This is a genomic window from Coleofasciculus sp. G1-WW12-02 (genome assembly GCF_040219735.1).
Classification (GTDB): domain Bacteria; phylum Cyanobacteriota; class Cyanobacteriia; order Cyanobacteriales; family Coleofasciculaceae; genus Coleofasciculus.
The window spans coordinates 1-25,087 of the sequence record NZ_JAVJRX010000129.1; the positions used below are offsets into that span (position 1 = coordinate 1).

A 25,087-nucleotide genomic window follows, 5' to 3' on the forward strand; every position below is an offset into this window, starting at 1 on the left:
CTATAAACGGACGTGGAGAGGGTGTAAGACCTCATTTGGAGGCAACCTTCAGCGAAGCGTCAACCCCAATCAGCGACCACCCCTAAAAAGGTGGCGTGGTGAGGAATCCCCCGCGCTCTTTAGCCGGGGGAGGATGTCAATGTTTTCAGCTAAGTAGGTGAAGCGAACGGAATTTTCTATTGGTGTCAATTTAATTTGAAAACCAATAAGAGTGTAGAGACGTTCCATGAAACGTCTCTACATTTGTTTTATTCCACTAAGTTTAAAGAGGTGACTTCAAGGATTGTCCCTTCTAGTTTGGTACTATCAAGTTGGACATTTGTCAAGTCTGTCCCAGCTAAATTTGCGTCGCTTAAATCAGCATTTTTTAAAATCGCCGCCGTTAGCTTGGCGTAGGCTAAATTAGACCGACCTAAATTCGCTCCATTTAACTTAGCTTGTGTGAGATTGGCTTCAATCAGGTTCGCTCCACTCAAGTTAACTCCACTCAGGTTAGCATTGCTGAGATTGACTCCAATCATGTTGGTGATACTGAGATTAGCGCCTGTGAGATCAGCATCACTCAAATTCGCTTTGATCAGGTTAGCGCCGCTCAGGTAAGCAATCATCAGGCTGCTATGACTCATATCCGCACAACTCAGTTCAGCCCCACTCAAGTTAGCGCCATTGAGATTGGCATACCGCAGGTTAGCAACGCCAAGTTTGCTGCCAATTAAATTCGCATCTTTGAGGTTAGCATCTCTGAGATCGGCATTACTGAGCGTGGCAATAATCAAGTCAGCTTTACTGAGATCCGCTCCAATCAGTTTGGCATCTCGTAAGTTAGCATCACTGAGGTCAGCATTACGCAGGTCAGCACCCATGAGGTCAGCCCCCCGTAAGTCAGCATCGCGCAAGTCAGCATCACGCAAGTCGGCATCACGCAGGTCAACATTCTGGAAACTTCGCTCTCCTGCTGCATAACGTGACCGAAATTCGTTTGCATCCATAGGTGTAGGTAGGTTTTGTGTCTTGGGAATTCAGCTTGAACTAGCTTTTCCCAATGCTAGGTTCTAGCACGAACCAGAGGATACCGGAATCCTATCTCACGGAACTGGTTTGGGAATCTCCAGTCAAACTGATCAGGGTTCCTTCTAGCTTAGCTTGATCTAGATTGGCATCGGTCAAATCCGCGCCAGCTAAGTTGGCGTCGCGTAGATCTGCATGACACAATAATGCTCCATTTAGCTTGGCATGAGCTAGGTTGGCTCGATACAATTTGGCTTCACTTAAATTGGCACCACTAAGATTGGCTTCAATCAAGTTAGCCCCATTGAGATCAGCACTAATTAGATTAGCACCACTGAGATCCGCTCCGATGAGATTGGTAATACTTAGATTAGCACCGCTTAAGTTAGCGTCGCTCAGGTTAACCTTAATTAAACTCGCATCACTCAGATAAGCGCGACTCAGGCTGGCACTCTTGAGGTTAGCACCACTGAGTTCGGCACTAATTAAGTTGGCACCGATTAGGTTTGCCTCACTCAAGTTGGCAACACCCAACTTCGCGCCAATCAAGTTTGCCTCGCTCAGGTTCGCACCCCTCAAATCCGCATCGCTGAGGCTGGTAAAAATTAGATCCGCACCGGTGAGATTGGCACCCTGTAAATTAGCCTCGCTCAGGTTAGCACCGCTCAAGTCACAATAACTCAGGTCAGCTTGGTTTAGGTCAGCACCGATCAGATTGACACTGCGAAAATTTCTTTCACCTGCGGCATAACGCGACCGAATTTCTGTAGCATCCATAGGTTTTATGTTGTAAATTTAGACTTAACAATTTTTTACGGCAAAACTCGTTGTCTAATCCCTCTGTGGTCACACATCCAAAAAACAAAGGACAAATGATAAAGGACAAATGACCAATGACCAATCAAATAAAAACCCGATGTTCTAGAGATGGCATCTGGCGACGAACTTGTTCCAGGCGAGTCGGATTAATTTCTGCGATCGCGACACCGGGTTTATCGCCAGCATCGGCTAAAATCACCCCCCAAGGGTCAACAATCATGGCATGACCGTGGGTTTTACGCATCGCGTAATGACGTCCCGTTTGAGCGGGTGCAATCACATAACAGGTGTTTTCAATGGCTCGTGCTTGGAGTAGGACTTGCCAATGATCTTTTCCCGTATACGCAGTGAAAGCAGCCGGAACAAACAAAATGTCCGCCCCTTTATCAGCTAAATGACGGTAAAGTTCTGGGAAGCGAACATCATAGCACACCGATAGTCCCAAGTTGCCCAGTGTTTCGGAGTAACAAACCGATGGCAGTTGATCCCCAGCCATCACCGTACTCGATTCTTGATAGGTGTTGCCATCGGGGACATTCACATCGAATAAGTGAACTTTTTGATAACGCATCAGTTCGACGCCATTGGGATCGATGAGTAAGGCGGTGTTGTAAACTTTTGTATTGTCCACAGGCACAGGAAATCCTCCCCCAAGCAGAGTGACTTGGAAGCGCTGTGCCATGGTTTTGAGGAACTTTTCACTCTGGAGGGCGATCGCCTGAGCTTGTGCCACTTTGTCTTCTTCTTTACCAAGGAACGAGAAGTTTTCCGGTAAGGTAATTAGCTGGGCGCCTTGGCGCACCGCCAGTTCAATCAGTGTTTCTGCCTCAACCAGATTCTTCTCTAGGTCAGGCAGGCTTGTCATTTGCACAGCAGCGGCAAGGTAAGACTTCATGGTAGCAGGAATAGATAATGATTCTATCGTTTTAGTTTTTGCCATTAACTATACCAGGCAACGCCTTGCACAGCCATATCAATTCTGGACGCACCCGAAGCGATCGCGTGGAGGGGAACTGGCTCTTAGGTTAGGTTTGACCCATCCCCCGCCTTTGGGTTACAGCTAATTTAGATTAATTCTTTCTTCAGAAGGATACCCAAACTGGAATGATTTAGCTATTTTACTAACTATAAAGATTAGGCGTTTGTCAACTAAGTCAAGCCTTTGTGTAATTAAAATTAATCTTTAATCAAGAACGTGGGTTGTATTGGTAAACCATTGAAACAAACTCTTAAGGAGTACGTCTTTTTCGGTAGCAATCCTGGATTGCTATGCCAGTGCCATCATAGATTTAGATACAGTTGGTGATACAATCCCAGCTTATCTTCAACAGATACCTAAAGGAGGACAAGAAGGCATGAATCTAATTTGTGAAATTACTCAACAAGCGCTATTAACGGGTTATTTAACCACGGAATCTGAAAGTCAACTGCGCCAGCTTTTGTCTAGGGGATATGGCACAGAAGACTTGAAAGCATTCATTCATTTGCAGCAAGCGGTGATGGAAGGTTTCGTTAGGCAAGAGTCTCGTGAGCTATTCTTTTCCAGAATACCGCCAGAACGCTTTACCCAGGAGGTCGCGATCGCGTCTTAACCAATATTATTAAAAGCTTGCCCGGAGTCTAATCGAAGGGTCAAACATAAAAAAAATTGGGCAGCTAATGCTAAGTTGAGTTCGATTACTGAATTGCTGTTTGATAATTTGGCAAGCGAACAAGATAAATAGCCGACAACTTTTGCCAAACGAAATGCACCGTATCAAGAGCGAACTTTTTTATTAGTTATACCATTATTTAGTCGCTACAACAGCGATATTCCACGCCAACCGCTTTATCAAAGGAATCTTTTTCAGACTCTGATCGATTATCTCCAACTGCTGATAAGTCGGACTCAATCGTTCATGTTCAATAATAATCTTTTTCCAGTAACGTTCTTTATTGGGATTAACCTTTTCAATTAAATAGAATCGCAAGAAAATCCAAAGGCTTGCCAGCCAAAAGGTATCATAGGTTGTTTGGGAAAAGAGAGACTTAACCACCTTGATAATATTAATATCCAACGGCATTTCATCATCAGTACGCACCTCAGTCGCCATACGCCGATAGACATTAATCACAGGATTATGTTTTAGCGGGTCCCAAAAACAGGCTTTTCCTCCGGGTTTGAGGATACGGTGCATTTCCTTTAGTGCGATTTTGGGATTGGGAATATGGTGCAATAAATTGGAAGCATAAACAATATCAAACGTATTATCGGCAAAATCCAGCGCCATAGCATTCGCTGTATGCCCCTCAATTTTAACGCCGTTAGCCGCCGCTAATTTTAGCGCCACCTCTACCATTCCGGGTGAATAGTCAGCGGCGACACAATTCGCTCCTTTTTGTGCAAAGTAAACGCTATTTTCACCTGCACCACAGCCTAAGTCTAAGAGACGTTTACCGCGAATATCGCCGAGTTGTTGCAGAATAAATCGGTTTTCGGGAGCAGTACAGGCTTCAAAATAGTCAGCCACGCGAATACCATCGACATCAATGGCGGCTGCCCAGGTATCATGAAACTGGCGTTCTTTGCTTAGAGTCTCGTCAATCATCTTGTCGGTAAGGGTTGTACAGAGACGGTTAGGGAATTAATGGCAATTGTACAATAATTTGTCCGATTATTCTGAGTGTAGCTTATGGCTGGTAATACTTCCTCCTCGGATGCGATCGCGCCCTAAAAAGAAAGAAAAAAATCAGGAAACCACTGAAGCTCAAAAACCAAACAAGCCAGCTTCGGTAAAGGCTCGGTCTAGATCAAGTGTTAAACCCAGATTTTCAGCCCACTCCCATAAATAATCGAAATCAAGTTGTTCCCCTTGTACCTTGAGAACTCCCAAGACATCACGCCATTGTTTTTCCGAACCTGAACTCTGTCTCCATATTAGTTTACTTAAAATAACATCTTCAGGAGAAGCAAAATAAAGCATCGTGTCTTCAAACTCAATCACCCGTCGGCGCTCAAACTTTAGGCGATCAAATTCCTCTGTTCCGGTTATCAGTAAATCAGCACGGCTAATGCTCTCCATATCGGTAATTTGTAGGGTTCTCATCCGACCCAATTTTACATCATCAACACCAGGAACATAAAAACCACACTCGCTGAGGGCGTCGGTAAGGCGATCAATATCAGTCGGAGAAATTCCGATTACCAAATCTAAATCCTGTGTTGTGCGGGGTTCACCGTAAGCGATTGCTGCTACCCCACCCGTGATGTAATAGGGAATGGACAATGCAGTAAAAATGGGATGAACTTTAACCGCTAACTGTACCGAATCCTGAATCCACATTTCTGACTTGACGGTGGGAATGTAATTAGCAGGACAATGGTCTTGTAACCACGCTCTGGCAATTTTTTGGGCGAACTGGGTTGGGGAAAGATGTGCAAATTGTTGGCTTAGAGAACACAACGACAGCTTACGGGCGCTCTTTGCCAGCGATGCTGCCATTTTCAACCGTTCGCCCGGTGTCCTTTGTCGGAGCAAGTGGAACGTCAGCTTATCTGTTTCTACACTGGTGTCTTCAGCCTGGGGACGGTATCCTGATAAAACAGAGAATGGAGGTATGGGTTGAATCATCGCGATCGCGAGTGCAAGATCTGAGTTTCTTTCTATCGAAACGTGGGGGTTTGGGGGAGCTATAGAACCCCATCCTCAGCGGAACGAAGTGGAGTAGGGTGGGGATGCCTTCACTCCCCCAAGTAAAAAGCTAGTACTCGATGTGCTAGCTTTTTACAAGCCCTGCATCCTATGTTAGAATGTGTGACATAGATTTGAAGTCACCATGCTAGTATTCGAGGCAAAACTACGGGGAACAAGCGAGCAGTACGCCATCTTGGATGAGATGATTCGTACTGCTCGTTTTGTGCGTAATTCCTGCCTCCGCTACTGGATGGATAACATTGGGGTTAACAGGTACGACCTCAACAAGTATTGCCGGGTGCTTAGAGAACAATTTGAATGGTGCAAAAAGCTCTCAGCTCAGGCTTGTCAGGCTAGCGCTGAAAGAGCATGGAGTGCCATTGCCAGATTCTTTGATAACTGCAACAAACAAGTTCCAGGCAAGAAAGGTTTTCCTAAATTTAAGAAACATCAAACCCATGGCTCAGTAGAGTACAAAGTTGATGGGTGGGTGTTATCGGACGATCGATTAACCATTACATTTAGGGACGGTTTCAAGGCTGGAGCTTTTAAAATGTGGGGAACTCGCGATTTGCATTTTTACCAAAAAGAGCAGATCAAGCGAGTTCGTGTTGTGCGTCGGGCTGATGGATATTATGTTCAGTTTTCCATCGAGAAGGTGCGAACCGAAAAGCACGAACCCACCAATCGAATGTTAGGGATAGATGTTGGTTTAAACCATTTCTACACTGACTCTGACGGCAACAAAGTAGAAAACCCAAGGTTTTTGAGGAAAGCTGAAAAAGCCTTAAAACGCGCACAAAAACGTGTTTCTCGTAGAACTAAGGGTTCCAAAAATCGCATCAAAGCCATTAAGAGGTTAGGTAGAACGCATCTCAAGGTATCAAGGCGGCGTAAAGACTTTGCAGTTAAGACGGCAAGGGCGCTTGTCCAGTCGGCAGACTTGGTAGCCATTGAAGACCTAAAAGTGCGGAATCTGGTGAAAAACCATCATTTAGCCAAATCAATATCTGACGCTAGTTGGACATTATTTAGGCAGTGGTTAGAGTATTTTGGGAAAGTGTTTGATGTGCCAGTGATTGCTGTCGCACCGCATTACACTTCTCAAAAGTGTTCTAACTGTGGACAAGAAGTTAAGAAAACCTTGTCTACGCGCACTCACAAATGTCCGCATTGCGGGTATGTTGACTGCCGTGACACGAATGCAGCCATCAACATTTTGATGAAAGCGTTACAAGGATTAGCACAACTACCGTCGGGCAGACGGAAAGTTACGCCTGGGGATGAGATGACCCGCTGCTTAGAAGAGGAAACTCCAAAAAGCAAGGTTGCTCGTAGAGCCAGGAAGACTCGTCAGTGATGATGGGAATCCCCACCCTCAGCTTTTAGCAGGGTGGGGAGGATGTCAAAATGTTATCGACGCAGTTTTCGTCTCAATTCCCGCAGCATCCGACTGGTTCCTTGTTCAATGGCTTGTTGCACCAATGGGGGAATTAGTTCGGTAATCGACATATCAGGAAAGATGGCTGTTTCTGTTGAGAGACTATAGTCCCCATTGTGGAAAATATAAATCCTAAGCTGATGATGGCGATAAATCCAAACTTCTGGGACTTGTAAAGCGGCGTAGGCGTCAAGGGTGGTTTTTGAAGTGACATCGCACTCAATAGCCAGATCAGGAGGTGGGTAAATGTCCAAATCCATAATCGTGCAACCTTGGACACGGTTAGCGTTCTGGATATAGAGACAGGTATCGGGTTCAACACCAGCAATAACTGGGCGTTTGAAGGTTGTTGAACCAAAGTCCTCCCAATCACGCTCCTGGCTATCTAAGATTGTTTTAACAATATCGGCAATGATGCGATGGGGACGTTCATGAATGGCTAAAGGGGACATTATCGAGAGAATACCTTGGTAGTAGGCGATGCGGGTGTTACGTTGTTCGCCTAACTCCGCCAGAATTTGTTCAAAGTCTTGCCAAGATATATCAGAAATCTGAATGGTGCTACCTGGAGTTAGTTTAATGGCGCGAATGGGAATAGTGACACTCAAGCTATTTTGCTCCAATCCATGCAATTGATGATACCAAATCCACTGAAGCCACGGCGATTAAAATCGCTGCTACACAAACAAAGTCCGCCTGCGCGGACTGGATTATAAATTAGATCCCCGACGTCTTTAAGAAGTCAGGGATCTGGTAAGGATGGATTAAACTGAGGCTACCGCTTTATCGGTCTCGCGATCGCTCTCGTCCTGATGTTGTCCCTGTAACCAACCATAGAGTCGGTTCAGGGCATTCACATAAGCTTGGGCTGATGCCACAATAATATCGGTATTGGCAGCATGACCGGAAAAAACTCGACTGTTATAACGCAGGCGAATGGTAACTTCCCCTAGGGCGTCAATCCCGGCTGTTACTGACTGCACCGAATACTCAATCAGTTCATTGGGGACATTCACCACGCGGTTAATCGCTTTATACACCGCATCCACTGGACCGGTACCAATCGCCGCATCCATCAGTTCCTCACCTTCGGGAGTGCGTAAGGTTACCGTAGCAGTCGGACTGGCATGATCCCCACAGGATACCTGGACTAATTCTAGATGGAATAGTTCGGGAACTTGGCGGATTTCGTCGTTAACCAGCGCCTCTAAATCCCAATCGGATACGTCTTTTTTCTTATCCGCCACTTCTTTAAAGCGGACAAAGGCTTTATTCAACTCTGTCTCAGACAGATCAAACCCTAATTCCTTGAGACGAGTGCGGAAGGCGTTGCGCCCTGAATGCTTACCCAAGACAATCTGATTATCGGTTAAACCGATTAACTTGGCATCCATTATTTCGTAAGTCAGCTTATTTTTTAGGACGCCATCTTGGTGAATACCCGATTCGTGAGCAAAAGCATTTGCGCCAACAATTGCCTTATTTGGTTGCACTAACATTCCCGTCAAATTAGATACTAACCGCGAGGTTTTGTAAATCTGGCGCGTGTCAATATTTGTTAAGGACTCCTCTGACTCAGGAGGACGTCCCAAATAGGGGTTGTAAAATTGCCGCCGGACGTGTAATGCCATGACGAGTTCTTCTAGGGCCGCATTTCCTGCCCGTTCGCCAATACCATTAATCGTGCATTCTAACTGTCGCGCCCCATTTTTCACGGCTTCGAGGAAGTTGGCAACGGCTAATCCTAGGTCATTGTGACCGTGAACGGAGATAATGGCTTGGTCAATATTAGGGACGTTTTCTGTAATCCCGCGAATCAATGCGCCAAACTCACTCGGGGTGGTGTAGCCTACGGTATCGGGAATATTCACCGTTGTCGCCCCCGCCGCGATCGCACGTTCTAACACCTCGTACAAAAACTCTGGATCAGAACGCCCTGCATCTTCGGGGGAAAACTCCACATCCTCGACAAAGGATTTGGCATACGCCACCATTTCTTCTGCGATCGCGACAACCTCCGGTCTGGTCTTTTTCAGTTTATAGTTGAGATGAATATCGGATGTGGCAATAAATGTATGAATTCGGGCATTGGCGGCGGGTTTGAGGGCTTTCGCCGCCGCTTCGATATCCTGACGGGTGGCTCTGGCTAACCCACAAATTGTCGGTCCCGACTCGATACCTACAGTTTTGGCTATCTTTTGCACGGCGTCGAAGTCACCCGCACTGGCATAAGGGAACCCCGCTTCAATCACATCAACACCGAGTCGTGCTAGTTGCCGTGCGATCGTCAGTTTCTCCTCTACGTTTAAGGTGGCTCCGGGACACTGTTCGCCATCACGAAGCGTAGTATCAAAAATAATAATTCGATTGGGTTGCTTGTTCATTCGATTCTCTCCGGTCATAAAGTTGTCAATTTTTAATGGGTCAAAGGATAAGGGTTAGTTTGTATCTGTCTTTAATTAAGAATCTACTTTCTCGATCTGATCACGAATTTCATTTAAATCAATATACCGATCCGTAGCATTTCTTAATTCTCTGGCAATCATCCCTTCAGTCGATACGACTGTAATATGAGTATTCTTTGATCGCAGCAATTCGATCGCCCGTTCAAAATCACCATCTCCACTAAAGAGAATAACTCGATCATACTGTTCTACCGTATTAAACATATCAACAACAATTTCTATATCAAGATTGGCTTTTTGGGAATAACGACCTGAACTATCATCATAATACTCTTTTAAAATTTTAGTTCTGACTGTGTAACCCAGACTAATCAGGGCATCTCTAAACCCTCGCTGATCTTGAGGATCTTTTAATCCGGTGTACCAAAATGCATTAACCAGAACAATATGAGGTTCTTTTTTAAAATGTTCTAAGACCCGCTTCGGATCAAAGAACCAGCCATTTTTTTGTTGAGCATAGAACATATTGTTCCCATCAACAAAAATAGAAATACGGTTCATAGAGCAAGGCATATAAACTCAGACCTAATATTTTTGGGAAATTTAAGTGAACTTCTTATTTTAGCAATTTTAATCTAAATATTGACTGATAGTTAGTCTGTCGGCGTAATTCCTAAGCTTTTTAGCGCTATCTAAATTTTCTTACTCTCTCACCTCCAAGTTCAATCTCTTAGTAAAGAAACTCATGTCGCTAGATCTCTGTTTGCTTTCTTAAACCTTAGCGACTCTATAGGACGTAGACAGGGAGCTATCTTCAAGCTATCCTCAGGCTTGAGGATAACACCAGCCCATTCGCTGTAGATGTACTTTATCGAATTCGGCGATTCATCCCCAACTATACCCGATCAGAGTTAGTTGGGGATGAACCGCCAGTAACAGCAAACTTGCTTGAATTTAACTTAACAAGTGTGATACCATTACGTGATTTTCCATAAACATACTGATATAAGCACAATTCTACCGTGGGGTACAAGGAAAGTCACGCCTAGACGAGAGATGGAACTCTATCTTGGTGGTTGTAAAGACTTAGCCTGCTACGTCTGGAAGTGAGGAGCATACCAAGTTGCCTTCTAACATGTCATTGGAAAGCGTTGACCCAACCTACCCCGTTGGCTGTTCAAGGAAGCTTCACCCAGAGGTTTCTCTTAAGTAGGAACACCAGTCGCTCCAACTTCCAGCATAAAGCTTACCCCTTGCCATTCCGGCTAATTCCAAGGATAAGAGATTCACGCAGGCGGTGACTCCAGACCCACAATAGACAATGATCTCCGGTTTATCTTGGACATCATTCCATCGTTGTTTTTGCTGATCGGGGGAGTGTAGATAGCCTTGAGCATTAGTTACCTCTTGCCAAGGGTAATTAATTGCACCAGGGATATGACCTGCAATTGGGTCAATGGGTTCATGCTCTCCTAAATAGCGATCGCGTGCCCGTGAATCGACTAAAGCGACGTCTGGTAAATCTTTCCTGGCTTTGACCGCATTGATATCAACCACCCACTCGGATCGCACTTGCGGCACAAACTGCCCAGGTTGAGGGGTTGGTAGAGCATCAGTTACCGGATAACCTTGGGATTGCCATGCTCCCCAGCCACCATCCAATACCGCGACGCGATCGTGTCCCAGGTAACGCAGTAACCACCACAGACGCGCCGCAAAAGCACAACGGGAATCATCATAAGCCACGACTAAGGTTTCACCGAATCTGACTCCTATCGCGGCGAGTTTTTGGGCAATCTGGTTGGACTCAGGTAAGGGATGACGCCCTCCATGACGTTCTACGGGAGCAGAAAGATCTTGGTTCAAATCCAAGTAATGCGCTCCCGGAATGTGACTCGTCTGATACTGTTGATATCCCTGTTGCGGATCGGCAAGGGCAAAACGACAATCGATGATCACCACTTGCGGATCATTAAGGTGTTCTTTTAGGAATTGGCTGGAAATAATCAAAGGATGATCACTCATTCGATGACATCAGTTAAAATGGGTTAATCGTTATCGAAAAATATACGCCATTTTCTTGCCAGGTATTATCCTCGGACTCAACAGAAATTAAGGGAATCCCCCAGTCTAAGCGAGCGGTGATGCGATCGCCTTGTTGCCATTGTAGTCCCAACCCCAGAGCCGCCAAACTGCTCGGGTTAGGAGCGTCTATCTCGCCGTTATTCCAGGTTGTGCCAACATCCACAAAGGGAGTCACCTGTAAAACACCATCCCACTCAGGAATGCGTAAAATGGGCAGCCGCACCTCGGCTGAAGCAAAGGCGCCATTATCAGTGAGTCGAATATCTTGGCGATAGCCGCGTACACTCCCTTGACCCCCTAAACCATACTGCTCCACAGGTAACAAGTCTTGAGCGGCTAGTTGAATGTCACCGCGAAGCACCAGTAATGTATCTGGGGCTAAAAGTCTTACCCACTGGGTTTGACCCCGCCAGGAAAAGAAGTGACTATCAGGCGCATCATCGTTGACTGTGGCATTAAAGACACCCAGACCTACATTAAACTGAGAGCGTAGGGCAAAGACTTCCCTCGCCCCTCGTTTAGTCCACTCTTGAAAGAATCGCAGGGCTGAAACTCGGATGCGCCCATCCTCATCAGCACCCAATGAAGGAAAACCAACTTCTTCTCCTATTAAGTCTTCTAAGAAAACGGTTTTTGTATTGCGTCGAGAGGCGGTTAAACCCACTGCGAATTCCTGGGTTGGTGTTTCCAGGAGGGGTTGACGAAATGTGAGGTCAAAACTGGTTGAGTCGGATTGGATATCAAGAAAGTTAAATGGATCTTCAATAATCTCGCTGGAGGTGTTGCTAAAGCTAAAGCTAACCGTGCCATTACGCGGATTCACGGGTAGGGCGTAGTTAAATTCAATCTCATCGCTACCATCGGTATTGGTATAGCTGAGGGTTACGCCATCGCCGAATCCGAGTAAGTTGGCTTGAGTTATGGAAGCCCCGCGCCGGAAGCTACCCACACTGGGGGAACGCCCATTGTTGGCAACGAGTTGGTAACTCCAGGTGTTGGCTTCGATAATATCGACGATGAGTAAACTGGTACCGGGTCCAGAACCGGTCGAGAGTTCAGCCGAGATATTTTCGATGAGGGGATCGAGCTGCAAAAGACGTAGGGATTCGAGTAAATGCGGTACATTGAGGGGTTTGGGATTAGCGACAGCAATACGCGATCGCACGTAGTTGGGACGCAGGCGGCGAAGTCCATTCACCTGAATCTCTTCGATTCCGCCTTCGACAATTTCAATAGTGACGGTATCCTGGTTTAGGGATTGAGGTGGAATGAAGGCACCGGATGTAGCATAGCCGTTGTTTACGTATAACTGGGTGATGGCAGTTCTGGCATTTAAGAGTTCAGCAAAGGTAATCGGGCGATTAGTAAACTCAGCTATCTCTTCGGCTAACTGTTCATCACTAAATGCTGTATTGCCGATAAATTCAAAATTTTTCACCGTAATTTGGTCTTGAGTGACACCCTCTGGCGTCTCCGGCGTTGTCGGTGTTAATTGAGGGGATTCTAGAAGCTGTTCTGGGGGGGGTAATGTAGGAGACGGTGTGGCTTCTGGCAGCCTAGAGGGAGGCGGTGGCTCAATGTCTTGAGGCGGAGGCAGTTCAGGAATTGAGGGACTCTCTCGAGGAGTCGTGCGATCAGGAATTTGAGTGACGTAGAGGGGCAAGTGTTGAGTGTTGAGTGTTGAGATATGCCATGGCGCGTCTTTCGGGGCGGGTTTCATGAGTCTCGTTTCTTCCTTTACCCCGATGTGACTAAACCCGCCCCGACTGAGTTTTGAATGGGTGATCTCATGTCCGTCTAAACGGTTACCATTGTCTTCTACCTTCCCTTGTACCCTGTGCCCTGTGCCCTCTGCCTTCGTGGAGCCTTCTGTCTTTTCTTCCTCAATTGTTCTCGATAAATAGTTTAGGTGTTCAGGGTGAGGTAAGACTGGAGACAAGGACGTCTTGATTGAGGCTTTAGCGTTTGTGGAGATAGGCAGATTTTGAGCGTTTACCGAGGGAGTTAGCCATAACACCGCTGACAATGTTGCTATAGAGGTGAATAGAATTTGCCCGTTGGACTCTACACCAATCATATTGTTCATTTATCAAAAATAAAGAGGCTGATTATCGAGGAAGTTGGTAAAGCAATCATTGAAAGATAATCATCGGTTTGACAAAATCCTAGTATGGCATGGCAAGAATTATAAACCTATTCTCATTCATCCTGTGATTCCTGCGGTAAACCCCTGGAATAGTGGGATTTGGGCGTAGCAGGACTGTTTCTTTTTAGCGATGTTACTCTTACTAAGCTGTTCGGCATTTAAACCTTAATGTCAACAACTGCTCTCATCGTTGTAATGCGAGCATCTTGCTCGCTACCCATTCCCAATTTAAATGCGGGATAGCTTACTGGCTAATGAACTACCCCACCTTGTAGAAAGAAAAAGCTAACAAGAATTAGTCAACAATACTTGAAAATAAAAGTAGAGGGTGTTAATCCCCTGACTTCCTAACCCTTCCCACCCTGTAGACGGGTGAGAATTGGAGCGAGTTCAGTTAAACCCCTGATCTGATGAAGCTTTTAATTAGACCTGTTCAAATGTCGGCAAATCTTTGAAGTTTCCTTTGATTTTCTTTTCTGATTTCGGAATAACTTCAGTGAGATATTTGACTAAGATTCTTGAATCAAATATAAATAATAGTTTCATTTTATAATAGCGTATTTGGGTTAGAGTGTCAAAACGTTTTAAACTGAACAAACTGGTACAATCATACCCTCACGAGCTAATACATCATTGGGAAAGACAGATTTTAGTTGGGATTCCATCCAGTCAAGAAAGTCATCATCATGGTCAGGATGGTAGTGAGACATAACAACCCGCTTAACTCCTGCTGCCTTAGCTGTTGCCATACCGGTTTGCCAGAGTTGGTCTTGCCAGTCTAGCGGCGAAGGCTTGAGAAAATCATCTGCACGAATATTACACGGGGCATCCAAAATGAGCAAGTCAGCATGGCGGGCTAAGTGTAACAAATTGTGATCCAATCGATCCGGCGATTGGGAATGAGCGATCGCGTAGACGGCAGAATGACCTTTCCAGGTGACACGGTAGCCCATTGAACTGGATGCCGGGTTAAGTAAAACCGCTTCAACGACTAGATCATCCACGGTAATTTTATGACTCGAACCCAATTCGTAAAATTTTAGCTCCGATTGCATGACCTGAAGTGGAACGGGAAAATTAGGCGCTAACATTTGCCCACCTAGGCGCTTTTCGATTGAGTCTCCATTAGTCGCCTTTGCGCCATAGATGTGGAAACAATTGCCGGGAATAAAGGCAGGTGTAAAAAAGGGAAATCCCTGAATACTGTCCCAGTGGCAATGAGTGAAGAAGATGTAGGCTTCTAGGGGCATTTGGCGGAGTAAATGGTTGCCGAGAAGCCGCAAACCACTCCCCCCATCAAAAATCAGGCGTTTAGAGCCGACACGCATTTCTATACAGGAGGTATTGCCACCATAGCGTACCGTTTCTTTCCCTGGAGCCGAAACTTTACCTCGAACGCCCCAAAATTGGACAACAAAATTGACGGTAGGGCCAGTTACCATGTTGGCTATAGCATTAAATGTGCGGGGGCTGGGTGACGCTGGATCAGAATCTGCCATCGTTCGATTAAATGAGCTGCCCTTAGCCGAGCTTCACACCCAGCAATTTCCACTATATGATACTCAGATAGGGACACTTTGGGTGAGGTAGTCGCTAAGGCTTTTGCGTCCACGGAGGCAATAACGGTATTTTTAGAGAAAATAACCTAGGGAAAACTTGTACAAAAGCTATGAATTTCCGCCTTTCCCCTAGGTTGAATTTTCTAGCACCCTTATTTTGATCAGGAAGTTTCTCTCAAGTCTGTTAATTTTAGCGTGCTTGGTGGAGTTGCCTTGTGAGTTCTGTCACAAAAAGCAGCGGTAAGCTGAGGGACTTGCGGCGATGGGATAGGAGGGATAGAACTTGGTTCATAATTCCTCCTTGATTGTTTAGGGTTTTGAACCATGAACCCTTAATGGTGAATCCCACCGCTTTCCAGGGTGGGAGTACCTCAACTATCGGCTTGACTATCTACCAGACTTGTTACCGGCGGCGATACACTTCTCCACCAGTGGCATAACGTCCTTGATATCCTTCCAGCCTAGAATTTCCGTGACTTTTTTTTCTAGATTTTTGTAAGTCTTGAAAAATTCAGCAATTTCATCCAACCGATGCTCAGCAACATCTTTGAGCGATTTCACTTTAGCATAGCGTGGATCTTTGTCAGGAACACAGAGGATTTTTTCGTCGCGATCGCCAGAGTCAATCATCTCTAGCATACCAATGGGTCGGGCGGTAATGACACAACCGGGAAAGGTTGGCTGATCCATGATCACCATACCATCGAGTGGATCGCCGTCATCGGCTAAGGTGTTCGGGATAAAGCCGTAATCATAAGGGTATTGCACCGAGGAATATAAAACCCGATCAAGGGCGAAGGCTTGTAGATCTTTGTCGTACTCGTACTTGTTTTTACTCCCGGCGGGAATTTCAATTAAAACGTTGATCAGTCCCGGTTTGGGTTGACTTGGAATCCGTGATAAATCCATGACAAAATTGTGTAAGCGACACAGCAGATGGGGGAAACCTAGCTATCCAAGGCTAAGTTACAAGGTTCAATCGTCCCGTATCGACGGTTGAAAAACCCCCGTGTAGCATTCTAAGCGAAGAGGGTCAATCTCCGCCTTAGCTTAAGGATTTTTATCTCCCAGACAAGTAGGAAAAGGCAACAGTAACAGTATTGCAACAGACAGAGTTATATTAAGTCCGGTAGCATCAGATTTATAGTATCCGAACCAATAAGAGTCATGTCTGAACAGTTTACCCAACAAGTGAGCGATCGCATCTGTAAGCACATGAATGATGATCATGCTGAGGCGATCGCGCTTTATGCCCGCACCTTCGGGAATTCTCCCGATACGGAGGCGGCTCAAATGCAATCCATTGATGCGACAGGGATGAATTTAATCGCCCAACGTCAGGGTGAGTCGGTTCCCTTACGCATTGAATTTGATCACACCCTCAAAGACTCTGAAGACGCTCACCACACGTTAATTGACATGGTGAAGCAAGCCAGAGGTGCGGCTAAATCAACCTAGCGACGTGATAAATTAACGGAGCGGCTATTAACGCGGGTAAAAAGGACGCAACACGGATGTGGGTCAACTGTAACAGGTTGATTCCCGTCCCCAAAATCATTAATCCCCCCACCCCTGTAATCAGGAGAATTCGGGGATCAGTAGTGGGATCGGGGATTGCTTGCGCCAAGACTCCCGCCACTAGAGAAATTCCGCCCTGATAGACTAGAATCACAACAATCGAAAAACCGACGCCAATTCCAAAACTACTCGAAAGTGCGATCGCGGCGATTCCATCCATCACAGCTTTTAGCGTCAGTAAGGTATCGTCACCCGTCAAGCCATTATTCAGACTCCCCAGCAACGTCATTGGACCGACACAAAACAATAAGCTAGCCGCCACAAATCCTTCCGTGAAAGCACCACTTCCCCGAAACCGAGTTTTTAGCCAATTTCCCACCGAGTGCAGTCTAGCTTCAATTTGCCACCATTCTCCCAGTAATCCTCCCAAGACAATACTAATCAGCGCCAATACCACACCATCAATGCGCCCTGCTTGCACCTGAGTCATACTCGCCGCCATGGTAACACCCAGAAATAGGGTAAGAAGCCCTACCCCTTGGGTGATAATTTGTTGCATGGGTTTAGGTAAACGGTGTTTAAGTAACAACCCTACAGTTGTGCCAATAGCTACCGTTATCACATTTATCCAAGTTCCGCTTGTCTTGGCAAAGAAATCAGTTAGCAAAACATTAACTGTCAACGTTAATAGTGGCGTAGCATACTTAATTTAATACATTAACCATTAGCAAGTAGGTTGGGTTGAGGGACGAAACCCAACACCAACGGGTTAGCTGAAACATTTTGTGTTTTCACACTCCATGCTCCCCCATAATAACTTGAACGCTAACAACAAACGCACAAGTTAGTAAATTTAAGGCTAAAGCCCTTACTACAAACCTCATCTAATATAGTATTTAATCCATCTTGGCTCAAGGAGTGTTCTATGGCTTCTCCCTTTCCCGGCATGAATCCTTATTTAGAAAATCCGGCATTTTGGTCAGAAGTACATAATCAATGGATAATTAATAATTGATAATTGACAATTGATTAATTGGGTCTAAGACCTCTTCGTTTACGAAGAAATTAAAAAAGATTTTCCTTAATTTCAATCCTCTTCTTTTAAGGAGAGGTCATTATCCATTGTCAATTTGTGAACCCCCTCCCGTCCCCCTTGAGATCCCCCTCCCGTCCCCCTTAAAAAGGGGGAGACCTGAAGAGTCTGGTCTGGCACATAAATGTGTAGGGGCGGGTTTTACTACTCTCTTTTCGGTTGCACCCAGATGTAACTAAACCCGCCCCGATTCGTCGGTTTCGTGAGTTTATTTAACAAGTCAGATTACCGTGAGGGTACACAACCCAAAAGGTTACCAATGTGAGTTTTTCACCTTAAGTAAAACCAAAGCTTCATGAATTTTCCCTACCCTCGCTTATAACCGTAGTACCAACGACTCGTCCTATCCCCCACATTTTTAACCGTATGAGATTCTTTTGCCGGAATCAGCACTTCCTCTCCGACTTGAGGACGAAATGTTTTCCCTTGAAACGATAACTCAATTTCCCCTTCCAAAAGCATCACCAGTTCATCCGTATCGTGGACATAATCTGCCCACACCTGTCCCGGTGAATCCGTCCAAATCCCACAACTAAAGCCTCGGTTTTGCCAGTCGTTTTTAACGGTAGAATAGTCCATGGTGAACTGAAACAGCTAAAATTGTCGAATAGATTGAGTTCGTAGTGAGGGCTTTAGCCCTCTCAAGCTAGGCGTTAAAGCACTAAAGTGCTTACTACAAACAAAGCCCTATTTTAGTTGTGCCAAGCTAGTAGGTTGGGTTGACGCCAGAAACCCAACAAAAGATAGGGCTAAAGCGCTTACTACAAGCCTTACAGGATGGGCTATTCGACAGAAACGGATTTCACATCTACCGTAGCTTCCGGTGTCGTACTGGTTTCTTCCGTGACGATTCCCGCTTGGCGAGATTTAGCCAAATCAATCAACCACTGCGACATCTCAGACACCAGCAGCGTCAGCACGACGACATCATCAATTTGCCCGACAATTGGAATAAAGTCTGGGGCGATATCAATGGGACTAAACACGTAAAGGAGAGTCCCTAAGACTATCCACCAACGGTATTTAGGATTGCGAACCGCGTTACGATACCAGTTATATATGGATTGGATTGAAAAATTATTCATCAGTTTTTCCCGACAGCTACCTTTCATCTTGCCAAATTCATCCCGGAATCTCTATGGGGATAACCCACCTGTTCAGGTGCAGAACTTACACCTACTGACGTGAGGGGGAGAGTTTGATGGGATTGGGATTTGCTGGGGATGATGGGAATCGCGCTTTGTTACTGTTTTACATCATCACACAGAAACTTATCGCTATCTGGGGCGCTGTGCTTCAAATAATCCCCAACCCAATCACAGGCTCTATGCATGAGTGCATCTAGCGTTAAATCCTCTAAATTCCACAGCTTCACTGTTTTATCCCCACTAGCAGAAGCAATCGTCTTTCCATCTGGGCTGAACACTACGCTATAGACTGCTTCTTCATGACCAGAAAGACTGTGGAGAAGTTCACCTTCTCGATTCCACAACCTGACTGTTTTATCATTACTAGCAGAAGCAATGGTGTTTCCATCTGGGCTGAACACTACCCTCCCGACTGTTTCTTCATGACCAGAAAGAATGTGGAGAAGTTCACCTTCTCGATTCCACAACCTGACTGTTGTATCTGTACTAGCAGAAGCAATCGTCTTTCCATCTGGGTTGAACACTACCCTCCAGACTGTTTCTTCATGACCAGAAAGAATGTGGAGAAGTTCACCTTCTCGATTCCACAACCTGACTGTTCCATCCCCACTAGCAGAAGCAATCGTCTTTCCATCTGGGCTGAACACTACACTGATGACTGTTTCTTCATGACCAGAAAGAGTGTGGAGAAGTTCACCTTCTCGATTCCACAACCTGACTGTTTTATCCCAACTAGCAGAAGCAATCGTCTTTCCATCTGGGCTGAACACTACCCTTATGATTGATGCTTCATGACCAGAAAGAATGTGGAGAAGTTCACCTTCTCGATTCCACAACCTGACTGTTTTATCCCCACTAGCAGAAGCAATCGTCTTTCCATCTGGGCTGAACACTACGCTCCAGACCTCGTCTTCATGACCAGAAAGAATGTGGAGAAGTTCACCTTCTCGATTCCACAACCTGACTGTTTTATCAGAACTAGCAGAAGCAATCGTCTTTCCATCTGGGCTGAACAATACGCTATTGACCCATGCTTCATGACCAGAAAGACTGTGGAGAAGTTCACCTTCTCGATTCCACAACCTGAGTGTTTTATCCCTACTAGCAGAAGCAATCGTGTTTCCATCTGGGCTAAACACTACGCTACTGACCAATTCTTCATGACCAGAAAGGGTGTGGAGAAGTTCACCTTGTTGATTCCACAACCTGACTGTTTTATCCCCACTAGCAGAAGCAATCGTCTTTCCATCTGGGCTGAACACTACGCTCCAGACTGATGCTTCATGACCAGAAAGGGTGTGGAGAAGTTCACCTTTTCGATTCCACAACCTGACTGTTTTATCCCAACTAGCAGAAGCAATCGTCTTTCCATCTGGGCTGAACACTACCCTCCAGACTGTTTCTTCATGACCAGAAAGACTGTGGAGAAGTTCACCGGCTCGATTCCACAACCTGACTGTATCCCCACTAGCAGAAGCAATCGTATTTCCGTCTGGGCTAAACACTACCCTCCAGACTGGTTCTTCATGACCAGAAAGAGTGTGGAGAAGTTCACCTTCTCGATTCCACAACCTGACTGTATTATCCCAACTAGCAGAAGCAATCGTCTTTCCATCGGGGCTGAACACTACGCTATTGACTGGTTCTTCATGACCAGAAAGACTGTGGAGAAGTTCACCTTCTCGATTCCACAACCTGACTGTTTTATCACCACTAGCAGAAGCAATCGTCTTTCCATCTGGGCTGAACACTACCCTCCAGACTGTTTCTTCATGACCAGAAAGGGTGTGGAGAAGTTCACCTTCTCGATTCCACAACCTGACTGTTTTATCACCACTAGCAGAAGCAATCGTCTTTCCATCTGGGCTGAACACTACGCTAATGACTCGTTCTTCATGACCAGAAAGAATGTGGAGAAGTTCACCTTCTCGATTCCACAACCTGACTGTTTTATCATAACTAGCAGAAGCAATCGTGTTTCCATCTGGGCTGAACACTACGCTATAGACCAAATCTTCATGACCAGAAAGGGTGTGGAGAAGTTCACCTTTTCGATTCCACAACCTGACTGTTTTATCCCCACTAGCAGAAGCAATCGTCTTGCCATCTGGGCTGAACACTACGCTATAGACTGGTTCTTCATGACCAGTTAATCGATTCCGCTCTCTAACGCTGTCGTCATAAATTACCGTCTGCAAGGTTTGATTAATTCGCCGCTTAATCTCCAATTTTTCTGAATTTGATTCTTTGAATAGCTCTCCTGCCCGAATCCCTTCAATCAGAGCATCTAATTTCAGATTTGACTTAACCAATATCTGGGAAAAGCGGCTTAACGCATCAATTTGACCTGCCATCCTTTTTTCTGATTCCCGCCACTGGACTACCGCCAAGCTTGTTAAACCCATCAACCCAATCAAAGCAGTAACCGATACAACTATAATTCGGCGAGCTTGTTTAAGTTCTCGTTTACGGCGACTTTCTTCTTGATGCAAATGAGTCTCTTTCGCCGCTATACTTGCTTCAATAAATGCGTTTTGCAAGTCGGTGGCTGAAGGCTTTTTCCGGCTTTGATTCGTTTCCTGTAACCAGTCTTGAGCAATTGCTAATTCATTTCCCCGCAACAACAAATCATCACTTTTATCCTTCTGCTGCCACTCCAGCGCTCGCTGTGACCATTTGCTATGCAGGCGAACGTGTTCTCTATCCGTATCTAAAGCCCTGACCAATTGATTGAAATTGGCATTAAACTCCCGTTGATTCTGATTGAAATCAATCCACTGGATCTGGGCTAACTCTGGATGTAAATTTGCCGAGTCTACGGGTTGATGTAATACGGTGATAAAACGCTTATTTAAACTGGCTGCATAGTCCACCTCAGCAGCACAGTACGGTGAATTAACCGAACGCGGTGAAAGAATAAACAAAAAGTTATCACAGGCTTTAATCCCTAACTGAATCTCCTGCTGAAAGTCACTCCCCGATGCAATACTTTCCTGGTCAAACCATGTCGTTTTTCCTTGCATCTGTAATGCATCATTTAGCTTTCTCGCCAAGTCTGAGTCAGCACGGGAATAAGAGATAAACACATCCAGCGACTCTAACGGCGGTTGTCGCAGGCTTTCAGTAATGAATTCTTCTTGTAAGGCGGTGGGTGGATGGTGTGTCCTTTTTTGTGCTACCTTTAACCACGCTTCAGCACTGCGTAAGTTATAGCCTCGTAGCAGAATACTAGGATTTTGGTATTGCTCTTTCCACTTCAGCGCTTTGGTCAGTAAAATCTTATGCTCTCGATAATAAGCCTCATCCTGATGTAGAATCCGTAATAACTGACTTTCATCAAGCCGATAATCCTCTTCCTTTACATTATCGGTGAGGTCAATATATTGTAATCCCTGTAGCGCGGGTGGGATTTGTTCCACTGGTGTTTCCCGTACCAGTACCGGAATAATCCGCTTGTGCAGTGATACCGCTAAGTCTAATTCTTGTTGACAGTAGGTTGAGTTTACGGAGTCGGGTGAAAGGAGATACACTAAGTTATCCGCCTGTTCAATTCCCCGTCTAATCGCGTCCTCAAAGGATTCTCCACTTTGAATATCTGTTGTATTTGTCCAAACGGTAATGCTTTCTCGCCTTAAACTGCGACGAATCTTTTCCATCGTCGCCTTATCTACATCGCTGTAGGCAAGAACCACCTGAGTCATCAAGTTATTGGCATTTTTGATACTTTCGGTGATGTATTCGCAATGTAAGTCCGTAGGAAGACAAGGCGGTTGTTCATCTTTAAACCGTACCTTTAACCAAGCTTCTGCCTGTTGTCTCTCTGCGCCAACTAATAGCCAACGATGTTGCTTTTGATTCCTCTCCCATTCCAATGCTTTGGCTAGAAAACGGGTATGTTGTTCTACATAGTCGGAATGAGAACGGAGTAATTTTACTAAGTCAGCTAAGGATGCTTCAAAATTGTTTACCCCCTCCTGAAAATACACCCAGTTGAGTTTACGGATTGTTGGGTGCATGTTTTGATAGCTTTCATGTAACCCCTTTGCTTTATAAGCTTCCCACTCTGACTGAGTACCATTAGGATTACGCTGCTGCCAGGTTTCCTGGCTAATTCCCATAACGTGTAATATAGGAATAATCCGTTTATTCAGTTTAATCGCCAGTTCAATTTCTTTTAGGCAATAGGGAGAGTTGACGGAATGAGGAGAAATGATAAATAGGAAATGACTAGCTTTTTCGATGCCATCGTCAATTTGATTCTGGAAGTCTACGGCTAGGGGAATATCATTGAAGTCAAACCAGACGTTAAACTTTTGTGCAGTTAGACGGGATTGCAGGGTTTGAGCGAAAGCTTTACTATCGGCTCGTCCGTAAGAGATAAAGGCATCAAAAATTGTCATTTTCTGGTATCTGTCCCTAGCTAAACGTCAGGAATACAGCTTTGAATGTGGAGTATGTCACCGTTGTCGTAGCGTGACACACCGAATTGGGTGGAGGACGAACGAAAGCAATACCTTGATGCTAACCCCACCCTAACCCTCCCCTTTATAAGGGGAGGGAACCGGAAAGGAGCATTTCCCCCCAAAGCACCGGGGGGATTAAGGGGGGTTATTTTTAAGGCAACGAGATTCAAAGGCTCACTTAGTTTGCGTTTCCTCTTAAGTTGACACGGGTGACAGACGTGCGCCCTTTTACCGCACAGACGTGCGTCCAAAACCGTAAAATCCATCCCATCATTTTAGCTGTGCCACGGCAGTAGTGGACTGACACAGCTACAATCGTAGAATAGGTTGTAGGTTGGGTTTCGACTTCGCTCAACCCAACGAACTCTAGGGCTAAGGTTCCTTACTACAAGCCGGAGCGATCGCACATGCCTAACCTGTAAGAACATTTTGTGCAAAAATTTAGGTTGAATGGTACTAAGTTAAGGCTGGTGGGCAATGCCCACCCTACGGTATATCAAGAGTTTCGGCGATTAAAAAATGCAAGTTTTCAGTGCCATTTAATTTAAAGTGAGTAGCGAGCAAGATGCTCGCACTACGAGAATTTTGCCACTATTGACAATAACAATTAATTGAATGTTTTCTTCCCCATCTCCCAGACGCTTCAAAAGCGCGTCTCTACACCCCTTAACCGAACCGTATTGAGACAGTTGCCAAATCGCCACCCGTCTCTCCCGAATCCCGCGCTCTAGCCGCGAAAATTAATCAACCTCTTTGCAAGCGGCGATAAATCCCTAGAATTGGAGTGGCTTGCATTTTAGCAAAGACAATTATACTTAGCAATCAAGGGAGGTTGAGAACCGATATGGATATTGTTGCGGTTATTGAAAAGGGCGGAATCGCCATGTGGCCCCTGTTAGGGCTTTCGATCCTAGCAGTTGGTACAATTTTTGAGCGACTCTGGTTTTGGGCGGGAATCCTCTTGAAACAAGAGGAAATCGTCAATCGGGTGCTGGATGCAGGCGCTCAAAACTGGCAGGTGGCTAGAGAAATCGCGATGAAATCGCGGCGACAACCCGTGGGACGATATTTATATGCTCCCCTACGCCTGATCAGCCCAGAACCTGAATTATTCCGCTTAGCTTTAGAAGGGGCGGCTGATGACGAGTTAGCGGCGATGCGGCGCGGCGATAAGCTATTAGAAGCGGTGATTGCGCTGTCTCCTCTGTTGGGATTACTGGGAACGGTACTCGGTTTAATCAACTCATTAGGCTCAATTACCATTGATCAACTAGGTACAGCCTCCACCGCTGGGGTAACGTTGGGAATCGGCGAAGCGCTGATTAGTACCGCGACAGGACTGATTATTGCAATTACCAGTTTGGCATTTTATCGACTGTTTCAAGCCTTTTGGTTTAACCAAGTCAAAATTTTCCGTAAAGCGGGGACAGAGTTGGAATTACTGTATCGCCAAGATTGGTTACAAGCCGAAGATAGTGATCAAGTGATGAGCGATACCCTCCAAGACCATACCATTAACGTTTACCAAGAGAGTTTTGAAGTACCCCAACCCCCCACTTCACTTCCCAAACCCCGATCCAAGCAGAAGCAGCCGCCAAAGCAGGATGATCAGGTTTTACCGGCACAAAGCGATCGCACTCCCGTCGCCAATGCTAAAACAAACCAAGACGAACAGCTTTCCCCAGACAATCCTCAAGTCCCCTCAAGCGATCGCACTCCCGTCGCCAA

General features: G+C 45.6%; 20 protein-coding genes and 2 pseudogenes. 5 read left to right on the forward strand and 17 right to left on the reverse strand.

The annotated features are described in order from the left end of the window. Positions 1 to 248 precede the first annotated feature (248 nt). From RID09_RS20960 to RID09_RS20970, 3 genes are all read right to left on the reverse strand, one after another. Positions 249 to 989 (reverse strand): pentapeptide repeat-containing protein, encoded by a 741-nt coding sequence (locus tag RID09_RS20960; protein WP_446337855.1) that lies wholly within the window; start codon positions 987 to 989, stop codon positions 249 to 251. 91 nt (positions 990 to 1,080) lie between these two features. Next, positions 1,081 to 1,785, reverse strand: coding sequence for a pentapeptide repeat-containing protein (locus RID09_RS20965; protein WP_446337856.1), 705 nt, complete (start codon positions 1,783 to 1,785; stop codon positions 1,081 to 1,083). 124 nt (positions 1,786 to 1,909) lie between these two features. Beyond that, the gene (locus RID09_RS20970; RefSeq protein WP_446337857.1) at positions 1,910 to 2,722 is read right to left on the reverse strand and encodes a carbon-nitrogen hydrolase family protein; all 813 of its coding nucleotides are present in this window, start codon (positions 2,720 to 2,722) and stop codon (positions 1,910 to 1,912) included. A gap of 460 nt (positions 2,723 to 3,182) precedes the next feature. Here RID09_RS20970 and RID09_RS20975 point away from each other — a divergent pair, with 460 nt between their 5' ends. Beyond that, positions 3,183 to 3,419, forward strand: a complete 237-nt coding sequence (locus RID09_RS20975; protein ID WP_446337858.1) for a hypothetical protein — start codon at positions 3,183 to 3,185, stop codon at positions 3,417 to 3,419. 195 nt (positions 3,420 to 3,614) lie between these two features. On the opposite strand, the gene RID09_RS20980 is transcribed toward RID09_RS20975, so the two are convergent. Both RID09_RS20980 and RID09_RS20985 read right to left on the reverse strand, forming a co-directional pair. After that, a complete protein-coding gene (locus tag RID09_RS20980) occupies positions 3,615 to 4,415 on the reverse strand; it encodes a class I SAM-dependent methyltransferase (RefSeq protein ID WP_446337859.1) in 801 nt (266 codons plus the stop codon). 159 nt (positions 4,416 to 4,574) lie between these two features. Beyond that, a complete protein-coding gene (locus RID09_RS20985) occupies positions 4,575 to 5,438 on the reverse strand; it encodes a hypothetical protein (RefSeq protein WP_446337860.1) in 864 nt (287 codons plus the stop codon). A gap of 205 nt (positions 5,439 to 5,643) precedes the next feature. On the opposite strand from RID09_RS20985, the gene RID09_RS20990 reads away from it, so the two are divergent. Continuing rightward, positions 5,644 to 6,861 (forward strand): RNA-guided endonuclease InsQ/TnpB family protein, encoded by a 1,218-nt coding sequence (locus RID09_RS20990; protein WP_446337861.1) that lies wholly within the window; start codon positions 5,644 to 5,646, stop codon positions 6,859 to 6,861. 53 nt (positions 6,862 to 6,914) lie between these two features. Here the strand turns inward: RID09_RS20990 and RID09_RS20995 are convergent, their stop codons facing one another. From RID09_RS20995 to RID09_RS21025, 7 genes are all read right to left on the reverse strand, one after another. Beyond that, the gene (locus tag RID09_RS20995; RefSeq protein ID WP_446337862.1) at positions 6,915 to 7,550 is read right to left on the reverse strand and encodes a Uma2 family endonuclease; all 636 of its coding nucleotides are present in this window, start codon (positions 7,548 to 7,550) and stop codon (positions 6,915 to 6,917) included. Positions 7,551 to 7,706: 156 nt separating this feature from the next. After that, a complete protein-coding gene (locus tag RID09_RS21000; protein ID WP_446337863.1) occupies positions 7,707 to 9,326 on the reverse strand; it encodes a 2-isopropylmalate synthase in 1,620 nt (539 codons plus the stop codon). Between the two features lie 75 nt (positions 9,327 to 9,401). After that, on the reverse strand, positions 9,402 to 9,920 hold the full coding sequence (locus RID09_RS21005) for a LabA-like NYN domain-containing protein (protein ID WP_446337864.1): 519 nt from the start codon (positions 9,918 to 9,920) through the stop codon (positions 9,402 to 9,404). Positions 9,921 to 10,535: 615 nt separating this feature from the next. Next, positions 10,536 to 11,372, reverse strand: a complete 837-nt coding sequence (locus RID09_RS21010; protein ID WP_446337865.1) for a sulfurtransferase — start codon at positions 11,370 to 11,372, stop codon at positions 10,536 to 10,538. 13 nt (positions 11,373 to 11,385) lie between these two features. Further along, positions 11,386 to 13,518, reverse strand: a complete 2,133-nt coding sequence (locus tag RID09_RS21015) for a ShlB/FhaC/HecB family hemolysin secretion/activation protein (RefSeq protein ID WP_446337866.1) — start codon at positions 13,516 to 13,518, stop codon at positions 11,386 to 11,388. Between the two features lie 644 nt (positions 13,519 to 14,162). Continuing rightward, positions 14,163 to 15,077: an MBL fold metallo-hydrolase gene (locus RID09_RS21020; RefSeq protein WP_446337867.1), complete on the reverse strand. Its 915-nt coding sequence runs from the start codon at positions 15,075 to 15,077 to the stop codon at positions 14,163 to 14,165. A gap of 447 nt (positions 15,078 to 15,524) precedes the next feature. After that, the gene (locus RID09_RS21025; RefSeq protein WP_446337868.1) at positions 15,525 to 16,046 is read right to left on the reverse strand and encodes an inorganic diphosphatase; all 522 of its coding nucleotides are present in this window, start codon (positions 16,044 to 16,046) and stop codon (positions 15,525 to 15,527) included. A 258-nt stretch (positions 16,047 to 16,304) separates the two neighbouring features. Here RID09_RS21025 and RID09_RS21030 point away from each other — a divergent pair, with 258 nt between their 5' ends. Next, complete coding sequence (locus tag RID09_RS21030) at positions 16,305 to 16,595, forward strand: DUF2470 domain-containing protein (protein WP_446337869.1); 291 nt, start codon at positions 16,305 to 16,307, stop codon at positions 16,593 to 16,595. Here the strand turns inward: RID09_RS21030 and RID09_RS21035 are convergent. Beyond that, positions 16,582 to 17,322 (reverse strand): DUF554 domain-containing protein, encoded by a 741-nt coding sequence (locus RID09_RS21035; RefSeq protein WP_446337881.1) that lies wholly within the window; start codon positions 17,320 to 17,322, stop codon positions 16,582 to 16,584. The genes RID09_RS21030 and RID09_RS21035 overlap by 14 nt on opposite strands. Before the next feature lie 258 nt (positions 17,323 to 17,580). On the opposite strand from RID09_RS21035, the pseudogene RID09_RS21040 reads away from it, so the two are divergent. Continuing rightward, a pseudogene (locus RID09_RS21040) lies at positions 17,581 to 17,661 on the forward strand (DUF4058 family protein); the annotation flags it as partial. 393 nt (positions 17,662 to 18,054) lie between these two features. Here RID09_RS21040 and RID09_RS21045 read toward each other — a convergent pair. The 4 genes from RID09_RS21045 to RID09_RS21060 all read right to left on the reverse strand — a co-directional run bounded on the left by RID09_RS21045 (position 18,055) and on the right by RID09_RS21060 (position 24,063). Continuing rightward, a complete protein-coding gene (locus tag RID09_RS21045) occupies positions 18,055 to 18,327 on the reverse strand; it encodes a cupin domain-containing protein (RefSeq protein ID WP_446337870.1) in 273 nt (90 codons plus the stop codon). Positions 18,328 to 18,530: 203 nt separating this feature from the next. Continuing rightward, positions 18,531 to 18,833, reverse strand: coding sequence for a YkvA family protein (locus RID09_RS21050; RefSeq protein ID WP_446337871.1), 303 nt, complete (start codon positions 18,831 to 18,833; stop codon positions 18,531 to 18,533). 158 nt (positions 18,834 to 18,991) lie between these two features. Beyond that, positions 18,992 to 23,296: a TIR domain-containing protein gene (locus RID09_RS21055; protein ID WP_446337872.1), complete on the reverse strand. Its 4,305-nt coding sequence runs from the start codon at positions 23,294 to 23,296 to the stop codon at positions 18,992 to 18,994. A gap of 602 nt (positions 23,297 to 23,898) precedes the next feature. After that, the gene (locus tag RID09_RS21060) at positions 23,899 to 24,063 is read right to left on the reverse strand and encodes a hypothetical protein (protein ID WP_446337873.1); all 165 of its coding nucleotides are present in this window, start codon (positions 24,061 to 24,063) and stop codon (positions 23,899 to 23,901) included. 140 nt (positions 24,064 to 24,203) lie between these two features. Here RID09_RS21060 and RID09_RS21065 point away from each other — a divergent pair. Beyond that, positions 24,204 to 24,953 (forward strand): annotated as a pseudogene (locus RID09_RS21065) (MotA/TolQ/ExbB proton channel family protein); the annotation flags it as partial. Between the last annotated feature and the right edge of the window lie 134 nt (positions 24,954 to 25,087).